Origin of the sequence: Brachybacterium phenoliresistens, from assembly GCF_000576425.1 — a bacterium.
Lineage (GTDB): Bacteria > Actinomycetota > Actinomycetes > Actinomycetales > Dermabacteraceae > Brachybacterium > Brachybacterium phenoliresistens.
Genome location: NZ_KK069991.1, coordinates 225,326 through 238,092 on the forward strand (window position 1 = coordinate 225,326; position 12,767 = coordinate 238,092).

At 75.0% G+C, this 12,767-nt stretch carries 15 protein-coding genes; 6 read left to right on the top strand and 9 right to left on the bottom strand.

Going from position 1 to position 12,767, the window contains the following annotated elements; translation table 11 throughout:
* Positions 1-32 precede the first annotated feature (32 nt).
* The 3 genes from BF93_RS07460 to BF93_RS07470 all read right to left on the bottom strand — a co-directional run bounded on the left by BF93_RS07460 (position 33) and on the right by BF93_RS07470 (position 2,918).
* Complete coding sequence (locus tag BF93_RS07460) at positions 33-1,259, bottom strand: dipeptide epimerase (RefSeq protein ID WP_232226251.1); 1,227 nt, start codon at positions 1,257-1,259, stop codon at positions 33-35.
* Complete coding sequence (locus tag BF93_RS07465) at positions 1,250-2,404, bottom strand: DUF819 family protein (protein WP_038371685.1); 1,155 nt, start codon at positions 2,402-2,404, stop codon at positions 1,250-1,252. Before BF93_RS07465 ends, BF93_RS07460 begins: the two co-directional genes overlap by 10 nt.
* Before the next feature lie 154 nt (positions 2,405-2,558).
* Positions 2,559-2,918, bottom strand: a complete 360-nt coding sequence (locus tag BF93_RS07470) for a DUF3870 domain-containing protein (protein WP_051486664.1) — start codon at positions 2,916-2,918, stop codon at positions 2,559-2,561.
* Positions 2,919-3,005: 87 nt separating this feature from the next.
* Here BF93_RS07470 and BF93_RS07475 point away from each other — a divergent pair, with 87 nt between their 5' ends.
* Entirely contained in the window at positions 3,006-4,409 is a 1,404-nt protein-coding gene (locus BF93_RS07475) for an MFS transporter (protein ID WP_156954078.1), read from the top strand.
* A 31-nt stretch (positions 4,410-4,440) separates the two neighbouring features.
* Positions 4,441-5,454 (top strand): alpha/beta hydrolase, encoded by a 1,014-nt coding sequence (locus BF93_RS07480; protein WP_051486665.1) that lies wholly within the window; start codon positions 4,441-4,443, stop codon positions 5,452-5,454.
* Here BF93_RS07480 and BF93_RS07485 read toward each other — a convergent pair.
* A complete protein-coding gene (locus tag BF93_RS07485) occupies positions 5,445-6,839 on the bottom strand; it encodes an aminotransferase-like domain-containing protein (protein WP_051486666.1) in 1,395 nt (464 codons plus the stop codon). The genes BF93_RS07480 and BF93_RS07485 overlap by 10 nt on opposite strands.
* Before the next feature lie 60 nt (positions 6,840-6,899).
* Here BF93_RS07485 and yczE point away from each other — a divergent pair, with 60 nt between their 5' ends.
* Together yczE and BF93_RS07495 are read left to right on the top strand one after the other, a co-directional pair.
* Positions 6,900-7,652: a membrane protein YczE gene (gene yczE / locus BF93_RS07490; RefSeq protein WP_051486667.1), complete on the top strand. Its 753-nt coding sequence runs from the start codon at positions 6,900-6,902 to the stop codon at positions 7,650-7,652.
* 49 nt (positions 7,653-7,701) lie between these two features.
* Positions 7,702-8,700 carry an ATP-grasp domain-containing protein gene (locus BF93_RS07495; RefSeq protein ID WP_038371687.1) on the top strand — a complete coding sequence of 333 codons (999 nt, stop codon included), beginning with the start codon at positions 7,702-7,704 and terminating at the stop codon, positions 8,698-8,700.
* A 30-nt stretch (positions 8,701-8,730) separates the two neighbouring features.
* Here BF93_RS07495 and BF93_RS07500 read toward each other — a convergent pair whose 3' ends face one another.
* Positions 8,731-9,186 carry a MarR family winged helix-turn-helix transcriptional regulator gene (locus BF93_RS07500; protein ID WP_038371688.1) on the bottom strand — a complete coding sequence of 152 codons (456 nt, stop codon included), beginning with the start codon at positions 9,184-9,186 and terminating at the stop codon, positions 8,731-8,733.
* 187 nt (positions 9,187-9,373) lie between these two features.
* On the opposite strand from BF93_RS07500, the gene BF93_RS07505 reads away from it, so the two are divergent.
* Positions 9,374-10,603: an MFS transporter gene (locus BF93_RS07505; protein ID WP_038371689.1), complete on the top strand. Its 1,230-nt coding sequence runs from the start codon at positions 9,374-9,376 to the stop codon at positions 10,601-10,603.
* Here BF93_RS07505 and BF93_RS07510 read toward each other — a convergent pair.
* Positions 10,584-11,099, bottom strand: a complete 516-nt coding sequence (locus BF93_RS07510) for a GNAT family N-acetyltransferase (RefSeq protein ID WP_038371691.1) — start codon at positions 11,097-11,099, stop codon at positions 10,584-10,586. The two genes, BF93_RS07505 and BF93_RS07510, sit on opposite strands and share 20 nt — an antisense overlap.
* Positions 11,100-11,200: 101 nt before the next feature.
* On the opposite strand from BF93_RS07510, the gene BF93_RS07515 reads away from it, so the two are divergent.
* Entirely contained in the window at positions 11,201-11,761 is a 561-nt protein-coding gene (locus BF93_RS07515; RefSeq protein ID WP_038371692.1) for a hypothetical protein, read from the top strand.
* 52 nt (positions 11,762-11,813) lie between these two features.
* On the opposite strand, the gene BF93_RS19755 is transcribed toward BF93_RS07515, so the two are convergent.
* From BF93_RS19755 to BF93_RS07525, 3 genes are all read right to left on the bottom strand, one after another.
* Positions 11,814-12,095, bottom strand: a complete 282-nt coding sequence (locus tag BF93_RS19755; RefSeq protein WP_198025379.1) for a VOC family protein — start codon at positions 12,093-12,095, stop codon at positions 11,814-11,816.
* Between the two features lie 24 nt (positions 12,096-12,119).
* Positions 12,120-12,248 (bottom strand): VOC family protein, encoded by a 129-nt coding sequence (locus BF93_RS20210; protein ID WP_269519524.1) that lies wholly within the window; start codon positions 12,246-12,248, stop codon positions 12,120-12,122.
* 96 nt (positions 12,249-12,344) lie between these two features.
* Positions 12,345-12,755 (bottom strand): four-helix bundle copper-binding protein, encoded by a 411-nt coding sequence (locus BF93_RS07525; protein ID WP_038371693.1) that lies wholly within the window; start codon positions 12,753-12,755, stop codon positions 12,345-12,347.
* Between the last annotated feature and the right edge of the window lie 12 nt (positions 12,756-12,767).

Consider the following 12,767-nt stretch of genomic DNA (forward strand, 5'->3'; position numbering starts at 1 on the left):
ATGGACTCCTTCGTCGTGCGGATACCGGGGTTTCAGGGGGCCGGATGCTCCGGCGGGGGGTCGCTCGGCACAGGGTCGTGCCGGGCAGGGTCGTGCCGGGCAGGGGCGTGCGTCGCGGGGTCGACCTGGGCGTCCAACCGGTCGAGCCCCAGGCCGGGACCGCCCAGCAGGCGCAGCATGCCGCCGTCCTCGGTGTAGCCGCCGGCCGGGGCGGGGGAGGCGAACCAGGCCGGCGGGTCCAGGTCGATCAGGGTGATCGCCCGGTGGGAGAAGGCCAGGTGCGCGGCCGCGGTGATGGAGATGCGCGGCTCCATCATCGCGCCGACCATGCAGGTCAGGCCGGCCTCGGCGGCCGCATCGGCGATGGCGAGCGCGGGGCGGATCCCCCCGGATTTCGCGAGCTTGATGTTCAGCAGGTCCGCCGCGCCGGCGTCGATGAGACGCAGCGCGTCCTCGCGGGACCACACGGCCTCATCGGCCATGATCGGCACGCCCACCGCGGCGCGCACCTGCGCGAGGCCGGCGACATCGGCCGCCGGGACGGGCTGTTCGACGAGGTCCAGGGGCAGGTCCTCGGCCTCGAGGCCGCCGATGATGCGGATCGCCTCGGCGGGGGACCAGCCCTGGTTCGCGTCCAGGCGCAGGCGCACGTCGGGCGCCGCCTCGAGGACGGCGTGCAGGCGGCGCCGGTCCTCGTCGATGTCCCGGCCCAGCTTCACCTTGAGGATGCGGGTGCCGGCGGCCCGCGCCTGGCGGGCCCGGGCGGCCATCGCCGGAGGGTCCTCGAGGGAGATGGTCATGTCGTTCTCCATCGCGCCGGCGATGCTGCCGCCCAGCAGCGCGGCCAGCGGTGCGTCGTGGCCGCGCGCCCAGGCGTCGTGCAGGGCCACCTCGAGGGCGGCCGCGGCGCTGGTGGCCTGCGGCAGGGCCGCCGAGATCCGGGCCGAGAGCTCCGCGATCGTGCCGGAGGCCCCCGTCAGGGCGCGCCGGCCCGGGCCGTCCAGGGCGGCCGTGATCGAGGCGGCGCTCTGGCCGGTCACGGCGACGGCATCGGCCGCGGATCCCTGGCCGACGGCGCCGCCGTCCAGCTCGACCTCCGCGACCACGTAGTCGACGGCCTCGGTGCGCCGGGCGGCGGTGACGAAGGGGCGCAGCAGCGCCGCCCGGTGCCGGTGCACCCGCACCGCCCGGACCGTCAGCACGGCGTCGTCGGGCCGGGCGGCCGGCGCGCCATCGGCCGGAGGAATGCTCACAGCCACGCCATCACCTGCGCCATCGCGAGCCCGGTGAAGGTGCCCAGCAGCGATCCGAGCAGGGCGAACAGCACACCCACCGGCACCAGCTGGCGGTTGAAGGCGCTCGCGACCACGGGGGCCGAGGCGATGCCGCCGATGTTCGCGGTCGAGGCGACGGCCAGCGAGAACAGCTCGGTCCGGGTGAGCTTGGCGTACACGACCATGATCGCGGCGTGGATGACCAGCACGATCACGCCGATCAGCAGGTACAGCGGCGCCTGCGTGATGGCGGAGAAGTCCGAGCCGGAGGCGATCTGGCCGATCACCACGAACAGCATCAGCGAGGCGACCTCCATGGCGCCGGCCGTGCGCCCCAGCGGGGTGAGGGCGACGATCAGGCCCAGCACGGAGACGATGAGGATGGTCCAGGTGGTGGCGTTGACGACCTGGCCGATCTCCGGCAGCAGCGAGCCGATCCACAGGGCGAGGGTCGCCACGAAGATCGAGCCGAACAGGGTGATCGCGAGGGAGGCGACGGTGACGGGGCGGGCCTGCTCGTCCTCCGCGTCGCCGGCGTGGGCGGCGAGGTAGGAGTCATCGGCCCGCGTCCAGCGGTTGAAGGCCGGGGAGACCGCGACCGAGGCGAACATGAGCATGAGCCAGACGGAGTACATGATCGTGTCGGTGATCAGGGCGTAGCCGAAGATCGACTCGGGGGCCTGCAGGATGTCCTGCACCGCGACCATGTTGGCGCTGCCGCCGGTCCACGAGGCCAGCAGCGCGCCGAGCACCTTCCAGGCGTCCGGGTGCAGCGCGGCCCGGAACAGCAGGAAAGCCACCACCATGCCGATGCTCAGGGAGGCCGCCGCGACCACGTAGGTCATCAGCAGCTTCGGGCCCAGGCGGATGATCCGGCGCAGGTCGCAGCCGAAGAGGAACAGGAAGATCATCGCCGGCAGGATCACCGTCTTGACCTCGCCGATGGGGGCGCGGGTCGCCTCGTCGTGGCTGAACACGCCCAGGGAGTTGAGGGTCGCGCACAGCAGGTACATCAGCACCATGCCGGGCACGTACCGGAACAGCGTCCAGCCGGTCGTGCGCTCGAGCACGATCAGCGCGCACGACAGTCCCAGCAGGACGCCGAGCATGAGCAGGCCGTCGGTGATCACGGGGGAGCTCCTCGAAGGGATGGGTCCGCCGCCGGAAACACCCCCAGAAACAGAGAACGCCGGAAGCACCCTGCACGGCGCCGGCGGCTGCGGGCGCGTGCGGGGTGCTTCCGGCGGATCCGGTCCTGTGAGGTCCCGGGCGGGCGGAGAGCGGCTATGGGGTCATGTCCGGCGGGTCCGCCGCCAGGTCGCGGTACTTCGCGGCGGCGCTGCGCACGGCGGCGGCGAGCGCCCTCTGCGAGGACCCGTGGTACCTGTCGGTGATGGACTCCACCAGGGCGTCATCCTCGAGCAGCGAGCGTCCCACCAGCAGCTCCCGCACGAAGTCGACCGTGAGGGAGAGGGTGGCGGTGCAGTCCGCCGCCCGGATGACGTGGGTCTCAGTATCGACCACGAGGCCGATGAAGAACAGCCCCCACTGCGTGGTGATCGGATTGTTGCTGGGCGACTTCGCCTCGCCGGTGAGGAAGATCGTGGGGCCTGCGGCGGGCGGCGGGCCGGAGCTGTCGGGCATGGGCCCAGGGTAGAGGCCGATCCACGCGGAGCCGATCCGCGTCACGGTATCTGGCCGCGGCCGGGCCGCGGGGTATAGAACGGATCGGTGAGCCCTGACCCCCGCCCCGTGCCCGCCCCCGCCGCCGTCGATCCCGCCGGGGAGCCCGGGGACCGGGAGGTCTGCGCGGACTCCTATGCGGTCGAGGCCGATGTCTTCGCCGACGAGCCCGCCGTCGAGCCGGAGGCCGGCGCCGAGGCAGGGGGCGCCGCGGCAGGGGGCGCCGAGGCCGGGGGCGCCGCGCCCGCCCGTCGCGGCCGCGGGGCGTTCGGCTTCGCGCTGGCCGCGATCGCCCTGCTCACCATCTCCTTCGCCCTGCGTCCCGGCGCCTCCTCGGTGGGGCCGCTGCTGGACCCGATCTCGGAGGCCTTCGGCCGCGGGGAGACCTACGGCGGGCTGCTGACCGCCATGCCGGGGCTGTGCTTCGGCGTGATCGGGCTGCTGGCGGTGCCCGTCGCCAAGCGGCTGGGCCTCACCGGCAGCATCGTCGTCGCCATCGGGATCGCGGCGCTGGGACTGGCGCTTCGGCCGCTGTCCGGCGGGGGCGCCGTCTTCGCCCTGCTCACGGTGCTGGCGCTGGCCGGGCCGGCGCTCGGGAACGTGCTGGTGCCCGCGTGGGTCAAGCGCCACGGCGGCTCCCGCACCGTCGCGCTGATGACCATGTACTCGATCGTCCTGGCCGCCGGCGGCACCGCCGGGACCCTGTTCTCCGTGCCCATCGCCGAGGCCGCCCCGGATGGCTGGCGCACCGCTCTGGGCGTGTGGTCGCTGGGCGCGGCGGTGCCGGCGCTGGTGTGGCTGCTGGTGCTGCGGCGCACGGGCCACGACTTCCAGCCCCCGGCCGGCGGCGGCCGCGCCCCCGGCAGCCTGCTGCGCTCGCCGATGGCCATCGCCCTGACCATCACCTTCGGCCTGCAGTCGATGCACGCCTACATCCAGATGGGGTGGACCCCCTCGATCCTCGCGGACGCCGGGCTGGCCCCGGCGACCGCCGGGGCGCTGGCCTCGGTCTCCTTCGCCTGCGGCATGCTCGGCGGGCTGGTGATGCCGATGGTGATCGCCCGGGTGCGGAACCTGCAGCCGATCATGCTGGCCATGGGCGTGCTCACCGCCTCCGGCTATGCGGGACTGCTGCTGGCCCCGGGGACCGCGCCGCTGCTGTGGATGCTGCTGCTGGGCATCGGCGGCTTCGTCTTCCCGGCGACCATCGCCCTGCTGCCCGCCCGCACCCGGGACGCCCGGGTGACGGCGCGGCTGTCCGGGATGGTCCAGCCGGTCGGGTACATGCTCGCGGCCATCGGCCCCTTCGCGGTGGGCCTGGCCCATGAGGCCCTGGCCGGATGGACCGCGATCCTCGTGGTGCTGCTGGTGCTGTCCCTGGTGATGGGCGCGGTGGCGTGGAAGGCGTCGGCCGCCCGGATGGTCGACGACGAGCTGGCGCCGGCCGCCTGACCCGCGGCGCGGGGCGTGGAAGGATGTGCCCATGAGCGATGCGCGCGCCGCCGAGACGACCCCGGACCTCCCTGTGCCTCCCGCGCCGGAGGACCTCGCCCCCGCCCGGGCCGCGGGCCGGGGCCTGCGCCTGCTGTCCGCGCTCCCGGACACGCCCTACCGGCTGGCGCTGCGGGCCTCGCAGCGGCCCACGCTCCCCGGGCGGGACGTGGTCGACCGCGCGCTGGTGACCCGCGAGGTCACTCGCATCGGCGACCGGACCGTGCCGGGGGTGCCCGTGACCTGGATCGACCGGGACCGGGCGCGGCAGGCGGCCGTCATCCACCTGCACGGCGGGGCGCACACCATCGGGGAGACGCCGGCGCACTGGCGGTGGCTGGAAGAGCTGCGCCGCCGGGCCGGCACCGCTGCGGCGATGGTCCACTACCGCATGCCCCCCGGGCATCCCTTCCCGCGCGCCCTCGAGGACGCCGCGGGCGTGGTCGCCGAGCTGGTGCGCGAGGCGGAGCTGACCCCCGGCCGCTGGATCCTGTCCGGGGACAGCTCCGGGGGCGGGCTCGCCCTCGCCGTCGCGCAGCGCCTGCGCGACGAGGGCCACGGCGCCCCGGCCGCGCTGCTGCTCACCAGCCCGTGGACGGACCTGACCCTCTCCGATCCCGTGATCGCGCTCCAGGCGGGTCGCGACGAGGTGCTGACCCCGCAGGCCCTGGAGCGCGCGGGCCGGCTGTACGCCGGGCAGTACGTGCGCACCGACCCGCGCCTGAGCCCGCGCTTCGGCGGCTTCCACGGCCTGCCGCCGGTGCATCTCGTCGCCGGCGGGGACGACATCCTGCTGGGCGATGCGCGCGCCGCCCACGCCTCCCTGGCCGATGCCGGCGTCCCCGTCGAGTACCACGAGCAGGTCGGCGCCCCGCACGACTACCCGATCCTCATCCAGGGGCCGAGCGCCCAGTGGGCGCTGCGCCGCCAGATCGCCTTCGTGCGCCGCATCTGCGGCCTCGGCCAGCAGGCCCCGCAGGACGCGCACGCCGGCGATCACGCCTGATCGGACTCGATCTCCCCGAGGATCTCCAGCGCCCGGCCGATGCGGTCGGCCGGGGCGGAGAACGGCAGGCGGATCGCGTCGTCCCCGCCGCGGCCCGTCGGCGAGAACAGCCCGCCGGGGGTCAGCGCGAGGCCGCGCGCCGCGGCCCGCGCCACCAGCTCCGGGCTGGGACGGCGCAGCCCCGTGCACCACAGCGACAGGCCCCCGTCGGCCGCGGGGGCGCTCCAGTGCGGCAGATGCCGGGCCAGGCCCGCGCGCAGGGCCTCGTGCTGCGCGGCGACCTCCGCGAGGATCTGCGGATCCGGTCCCTGCGGCAGCAGGGCCGCCGTGATCCGCTGCTCGAGGACGGCCGCCCCGAGGTCCACCCCCAGGCGCAGGTGGCCGATGGTCTCGGTGAGCGCGCGCGGCGCCCGGATCCAGCCGATGCGCAGCCCCGCCCACAGGCTCTTCGAGGCCGATCCCACCAGCAGCGTCGTCGTCCCCGGCCGGACCATCGGCGGCGGCATCGTGAGGCCCCGCCAGTTCATGCCCACCAGGGTCTCGTCGACGACCAGGGGCGTGCCCGAGAGCCGCGCCGCCTCCAGCAGCAGGCCCCGCTCCCGCGCGTCCCGCAGCCGGCCGGTCGGGTTGTGGAAGTCCGGGGTGAGCATCGCCGCGTCCAGGCTTCCGGAGGCGAGGACCTCCGCCATCCCCTCGGCCGCCGCGCCGGCATCCAGGGGGATGATCCGGCGCCGGGTCCCGCGGGCGACGCGGGCGGTGTTGGGGTAGCAGGGGCTCTCGACGGCGACCCGGTCCCCGCGGCGCGTCACCGCGCGCAGCGCGAGGTGCAGCCCGGCGACCGCGCCGGTGGTCACCGTGACCTCGTCGGGGGAGGTCGGCAGGCCGCGCCGGTCGTAGTGCGCGCAGATCGCCTCGAGCAGCTCGGGCAGCCCGTGCGCGGGGGCCGTGCCCCGCGAGGGGTCGCGGCCGATCCCGGCGACGGCCTCGAGGGCCGCCGCCTCCGCCTGCGGATGCGGCGGCAGCACGGTGGCGCGCAGATCCAGGGTGCCGGCCTGCGCCGGCGTCGACCGGGCGGAGAGGGACTCCACCGGGGCCACCGTGCCGCGGGGCAGGCGCACCGTGCGCCCCGATCCCTGCCGGGAGGTGATCAGCTCGCGCTCCTCGAGCAGGGCGAGGGCCCGCACCGCGGTCCCGCGGGTGACGCCGACTGCCTGCGCGAGCGCCCGGTCCGAGGGCAGCCGGGCGCCGAGGGGGATGCGGCCCTCGCCGATCAGCGCGCCGATCCGGTCGGCGAGCCAGGCGGTGACGGCGGAGGCCGGCCGCGGCCCCAGCTGTTCGACGAGCAGCCGCACCGGATGCGGGGGAGGGGCGGCGGGGCGGGCCATGGGACCAGTGCACCACAGGTGGACCTGTCCGAGGGGTCCGATCCGGCGCACGATGGGGCCATGTCCCTGGAGAACCTCTCGCTGCGCGCCCAGCTGCGCGTGGACCGCCTCCCCCTGCGCCTCGCCACCCTCGCCCTGGGCCTGACCGGCTACGGCGCGGGGCTGGCCATGATCATCCGCTCCGCCCTCGGGGCCGACCCGTGGGACGTGCTCCACGTCGCCGTGGCCGCGCGCACCGGGCTCAGCATCGGCACCGTGATCATCGCGGTGAGCGTGCTGGTGCTGGTGGCGTGGATCCCGCTGCGCCAGCACCTGGGCATCGGCACCCTCGCCAACGCGCTGTGGGTCGGCGTCGCGGCCGACGCCGCCCTGCGGGTCATCCCGGAGGCGACCACGCTCGGCGGCGGGATCGGGCTGCTGGCCGGAGGGATCGTCCTGAACGCGGTGAGCGACGCCGTCTACATCGGCGCGCAGCTGGGGCCGGGGCCGCGCGACGGCCTGATGACCGGCATCCACCGGCGCTGGGGCCTGCCGATCGGCCCGGTGCGGCTGGTCCTCGAGGCGGCCGTGCTCGCGGTCGGCTGGAGCCTCGGCGGTCCGGTCGGCGTGGGCACGGTGCTCTATGCCGCGGCGATCGGGCCGATCGTCCATCTCGTCCTGCCCTGGGTGACCATCGCGGTGCGCGGCCCTGGGGTGGGCGAGGCAGGGCGGGCCCCGCACGTCAAGTCCCCGGACCGCCCGGTCCGACGGAGGCGCGGAGCGCCCCTCGCGCCTGGACCCGGGCCCTCGGCTGCCCCAGAATCACCGCCATGACCGTGCGGAGCAGAGCCCGCGGCAGCAGCACCCGACCGGAGGGATCACCATGCGCAGCCGTCTCGACGACGGCCTCGACGGGGACCGGCCCCTCCTCGTGGTCCTGGCCGATGATCGCGACGAGGAGGACCACGACGTCCTGTTCCCGGCGATCCGGGCGCGGGGCGTGTCCGTGGTGCGGATCCACCCCTACGACCTCGTCGTCCATCTGGCGCCGACCGGCGCCGCGTTCACGGTGGACGGACGGCCGATCCGGCCGGACCTGGTCCTCGGCTGGGTGCTCGGCGAGCTGCTGACCCCCGGGATGGTGCAGCTGGACGTCCTCGCCCGCGCGGGCATCCCCGTCCTCAACGACGCGATGACCCTGTTCCGCGCCGAGAACAAGCTCCTGGACAGCTCGCGGCTGGCCGCCCACGGGCTCCTGCGGCATCCCGTGCTGGCCGGATACGACCGCACGGCGCTCACGCCCGGGTTCACCGAGGACGGCGTGACGGTCGTCAAGCCTCTGAACGGCTACGGCGGCCAGGGGATCGCACGGCTCGAGACCGCGGCCGACTACGACGCCTTCCGCCGGGAGGAGGCCTCGCCCGACTCCGGGTTCTGCGCGATGCCGTGGGTGGAGAACCCGGGCCGGGACATCCGCGTGTACACGATCGACCACCACCCCGTCTTCGCGATGTACCGGTACGCCCCGGGCGATGACTGGGTCACCAACGTCACCGCCGGCGGCAGCATCGCGATGTGCCCCCTCACCCCGGAGCTCATCGACCTCGCCGCCCGCGCCTCCCGGGCCGCGGGCACGGTCATCGGCGGGGTCGACATCGGCGAGGATCTCGAGACCGGCGGGCACGTCGTCTACGAGGTCAACTCGTGCCCCACCTGCGAGCCGCCGGTGCTGGAGGAGGCCGCGGACTTCCTGGCCGCGGCGACCGCCGACCTCGACGCCGCGCGGTCCACCTGGCGGCCCCGCCGTGTCCGCACCGAGCTCGACGAGGACCCCGCGCTCTTCCACGCCAGCAAGCGCCACCTCCTCCGCGCCCGGGAGTGAGCGGGCCGGGCCCGCGCGGACCCTCCGGGCTCAGGCCCCGGCGGGGGAGGGCAGGCGCTCGAGGGCGTCGACCAGCGGCGCGAGCTCCTCGCGGTCGCGGGCCTCGTCCAGCACCTCCGTGAGGACGCGGTCATGGGTGGGGCGGGCCTGCTCGAGCAGGGTGACCGCCGCCGGGGTCAGCTCGGTGTAGATGCCGCGGCGGTCGTCCGCGCACAGCACGCGGGTGAGCAGCCCGCGATCCTCGAGGCGGTTGACCAGCCGGGTGGCCGCGCTCGCCGAGAGCGCCGCGGCGCGGGCCAGCTGGCTCATGCGCATGTGCCAGCCGTGCTGGCGGCTCAGGGCGTCCAGCACCGTGAACTCCACGACCGAGAGGCGGTGCTCGCTGCTGAGCGCCTTCTCCAGGCGGGTCTCGATGAGGGCGTGCAGGGAGGCGAGGGTGCGCCACCCGCGGGCGCGGATCTCCTCGGCATCGTCCGCGATGGACATGCGGGCCTCCTCTCCGGTGCGCGGCCTGTGTCGCCTCCCGATGATACGCGCCCTTGCAATATCGCGCGTATGCAACTAACGTCGCGTCCGACGCCGGTAGTTGCATGCGCGGACTATCGACCCACGCGGGGCCATCCGGCTGCCCGCGCGGCCCCTTCGGGCCCATCCCTCCCTCGAAAGGACTGCGATGCCCATCGCTCTGCTCGCCCTGGCCCTCGGCGGCTTCGGCATCGGCCTCACGGAGTTCGTGATCGCCGGACTCCTGCCCGAGGTCTCCCGCGACCTCGGCGTCACCGAGGCCGCCGCGGGGATGCTCATCTCCGGCTACGCCCTGTCCGTCGCGGTCGGCGCCATCGGCCTGACCGCCGCCGTGCACCGCTTCGACCGCAAGCGCGTGCTGGTGGGGCTCATGGTGCTGTTCATCGCCGGGAACCTCGTCTCGGCCCTCGCCCCGGGGTACGAGGCGCTCATGATCGGCCGCGTCCTCTCGGCCCTGACCCACGGCGCCTTCTTCGGCATCGGCGCGGTCGTCGCGGCCTCCCTCGTCGCGGCGGAGAAGCGCGCCGGCGCGATCGCGCTCATGTTCGGCGGGCTGACCATCGCCAACGTCCTCGGCGTCCCCTTCGGGACCCTGCTGGGGCAGCAGCTGGGATGGCGCGCCACCTTCTGGGCGATCACCGTGATCGGCGTCCTCGCCCTGATCGGCATCGCCCTGCTGCTGCCCGCCCGCGCGGGTGCGGCTGATCCGGCCGATGCGGCCGATGCCGGCGGCGGCCTCCGCGGAGAGCTGCGCGCCTTCGCCCGCCCGCAGGTCTGGTTCTCCCTGGCCGTGACCGTGCTCGGCTTCGGCGGCATGTTCGGCGCCTTCACCTACATCGCCTTCACCCTCACCGGGGTCTCCGGCTTCGCCTCCTCGTGGGTGCCGTGGCTGCTGGTGCTGTTCGGCCTGGGCATGTTCGCGGGCAACTGGGCGGGCGGACGGGCGGCCGATCGCAGCGTCCCGCGCACCCTCGTCGTCGTCCTCGGCGCGCTGGTCCTCGTGCTCGCGGCGTTCGCCGCGCTCGCGGCGCAGCCCGTCGCCGCGGTGGTCCTGCTGATCGCGATGGGCGTGCTCGGCTTCGCGACCGTCCCCGCCCTGCAGCTGCGGATCATGGGCGATGCGGGCGATGCCCCCACGCTCGCCTCCGGCGCCAACATCGCCGCGTTCAACATCGGCAACGCCCTCGGCGCCTGGCTGGGCGGGCTCGCGATCAGCGCGGGCGGCGGCTACACGTCCCCGCTGCAGGTGGGCGCGGTCCTCACCGCCGGGGCGCTGGTCACGCTGCTGGTCGCCGAGGCCGTCCGGCGGCGCGGCACGGCGCGGCCGCGCCCCGCCGAGGCCGAGGCGCCCGCGCCCGTCACAGCAGGCGCTGCATGATCACCAGGTCCCACCAGCGGCCGAACTTGTAGCCCGACTCGGGGATCCGGGCCACCTCGGTGAAGCCGCAGCGGGCGTGCAGGGCGATCGAGGCGGCGTTGCCCGCCTCGATCCAGCCCTGCAGGGAGTGCATGCCCGCCTCGCGGGCGAGCTCGACGAGCCGCTCCAGCAGCGCCCGGCCGATGCCGCGGCCCTGCGCGTCGGCGTGCAGGTAGATCGAGACCTCGGCGGTGCGGCGGTACCCGGAGTAGTCCCGCAGCGGGCCGAAGGTCGCATACCCCAGCACCGCGCCGCTCGCGTCATCGCAGGCGACGAGCATGGAGCCGCGCTCGCGGTGCCCGCGCGCCCAGGCCGCGGAGGACTCCGCCGTCGGCGGCTCGTCGATCCACAGCCCGGTGGAGGTCGCGATCGCGTCCGCCCGGATCGCGCCGACGGCGTCGGCATCGGCCTCCGCGGCGGGGCGTATCGTGACCTGGTCGGGTGTGGAGCTGTGCATGCCTGCAGGGTACGCGAGGGCTCGGGGAGTTCTGAGCAGGTGTCTCGCAGAGCATTCCCCCCGCCGTTCTATCGTTGTAACATCCGAGGGTGACTATCGGCATGCATCGCCCGTCGGAGGCGACGGGCGAGGATCGGGAAGCCGCCGCGAGCGAGATCTGCGAGGCGGTGGTGCGGGCCGCGCGGGCCCTCGCGCCGGCGGGAACGCTGCGCCTGGTGCTCCAGCACGTCGCGCTGCGCGGCGAGGGGGAGAGGCCCGGCCGCCTGCGGCTGCTGGACGCCGTGATGGACGTCTCCGGCAACCTCGTCCCCCTGCGCCTGTGGCCCGAGCGCGGCCCCCGCACCGTGGAGGGCTCGGCCCTCGAGGAGGCCGTCGCCGCCCTGGACGCCATGATCTTCGCGCGCGAGGGCTTGTCGGGGTACACGCTGCGGATCGACGCCGACGGCGGATCCGACCTGCACCTGCGCACGGGAGAGGCGCTGCCCGCGGCGCTGCTCGCACCGGGCTGCGCCGGCGGCGAGATCCACGACGGCCGTCACCAGATCCAGCACCATGCCGACGAGCTCGAGGAGCTCCGCGAGCGCCGCAGCGCCCCGCAGGGCGGGCGCCTGCGGCGGCTGCTGGGGACCATGACCTCGCGCCTCGAACGCATCCGGCGCTGAGCGCATCCGGCGTCGAGCGCAGGGGCGGGGTCCGGAGATGCCCGGGTTCCGGTCAGGCCCCGCCGATCGTCCGCCGTCCCTGCGAGGCCTGGAAGCGGATCAGGTAGCCGTCGGGGTCGGTGACCAGGAACTGCTCGACGCCGACCTCCTCCTCGTCGCCGACGCGGTACCAGCGGGTCTCGGGCTCGAGGAACAGCCGGTGCCCCGCTCCGCGCAGCGCCGCGAGGATCGGCGCGAGGTCCCGGACGGCGATCTGGAGATTGATCCCCCGGCCCAGCGGCCGCTCCAGCGGCCCGGTGATCCAGGTCCGGCCGATGCCCTGCTGCTCCAGCATCAGGTGCGCGCCGTCGCGGACGATTTAGGCGAACCCCTCGTCGGGGCGCTCGTAGTCGATCGCGAAGCCGCACAGGCCGCGCCAGAACGCGAGGCTCCGCGCGACGTCCTCGACGAGGAGCTCGGGCACGAGGGCGCGATCGGCGCGGGTCATGCCGCCATCGTGGCAGACGCCCGGGCACCGGGACGCCCGGGCGCCGGGAACCAGGAACCGGGCGGGGCCGCGGCGGGTCGTGCGCGGTCGCTCGGCTCACCCCAGGGCGGCCAGCAGGTCCTCGCAGGCCTTCTCGCACCGGCGGCAGGCGGCGGCGCACACCGCGCAGTGCTCGTGCATGTCCACGTGCTTCTCGCACTCCTCCGCGCAGGCGCGGCAGGCGTCACGGCACGCGGTGAGCAGGGCGCGGTCCTCCGCCGGATCCTTCGCGGTGCGGCGCGAGAGCACCCGGGACGTGGCCGCGCAGAGGTCCGCGCAGTCCTGGTTGCGGCGGATGCACTTCGTGAGCTCGGCGACCATCCCCTCGGACAGGCAGGCGTCGGCGCAGGCGGTGCAGGTCTGGGCGCAGTCCGCGCAGGCGGCGATGCAGTCCGCCAGGAGCCGGCGGTCGATGCCGCCCAGATCGGCGGGGGTGGTGCGCAGCATGTTCTCGACGTGGTCGGTCATCGGACATTCCTC

What these genes read in the sequence shown, in the direction of transcription:
- yczE (WP_051486667.1), top strand. Translation starts at nt 6,900, where the DNA reads ATGTCCCTGGAGAACCTCTCGCTGCGCGCCCAGCTGCGCGTGGACCGC.
- BF93_RS07470 (WP_051486664.1), bottom strand. Translation starts at nt 2,918, where the DNA reads ATGCCCGACAGCTCCGGCCCGCCGCCCGCCGCAGGCCCCACGATCTTC.
- BF93_RS07480 (WP_051486665.1), top strand. Translation starts at nt 4,441, where the DNA reads ATGAGCGATGCGCGCGCCGCCGAGACGACCCCGGACCTCCCTGTGCCT.
- BF93_RS19755 (WP_198025379.1), bottom strand. Translation starts at nt 12,095, where the DNA reads ATGCTGGAGCAGCAGGGCATCGGCCGGACCTGGATCACCGGGCCGCTG.
- BF93_RS20210 (WP_269519524.1), bottom strand. Translation starts at nt 12,248, where the DNA reads ATGACCCGCGCCGATCGCGCCCTCGTGCCCGAGCTCCTCGTCGAGGAC.
- BF93_RS07495 (WP_038371687.1), top strand. Translation starts at nt 7,702, where the DNA reads ATGCGCAGCCGTCTCGACGACGGCCTCGACGGGGACCGGCCCCTCCTC.
- BF93_RS07525 (WP_038371693.1), bottom strand. Translation starts at nt 12,755, where the DNA reads ATGACCGACCACGTCGAGAACATGCTGCGCACCACCCCCGCCGATCTG.
- BF93_RS07485 (WP_051486666.1), bottom strand. Translation starts at nt 6,839, where the DNA reads ATGGCCCGCCCCGCCGCCCCTCCCCCGCATCCGGTGCGGCTGCTCGTC.
- BF93_RS07515 (WP_038371692.1), top strand. Translation starts at nt 11,201, where the DNA reads ATGCATCGCCCGTCGGAGGCGACGGGCGAGGATCGGGAAGCCGCCGCG.
- BF93_RS07510 (WP_038371691.1), bottom strand. Translation starts at nt 11,099, where the DNA reads ATGCACAGCTCCACACCCGACCAGGTCACGATACGCCCCGCCGCGGAG.
- BF93_RS07500 (WP_038371688.1), bottom strand. Translation starts at nt 9,186, where the DNA reads ATGTCCATCGCGGACGATGCCGAGGAGATCCGCGCCCGCGGGTGGCGC.
- BF93_RS07505 (WP_038371689.1), top strand. Translation starts at nt 9,374, where the DNA reads ATGCCCATCGCTCTGCTCGCCCTGGCCCTCGGCGGCTTCGGCATCGGC.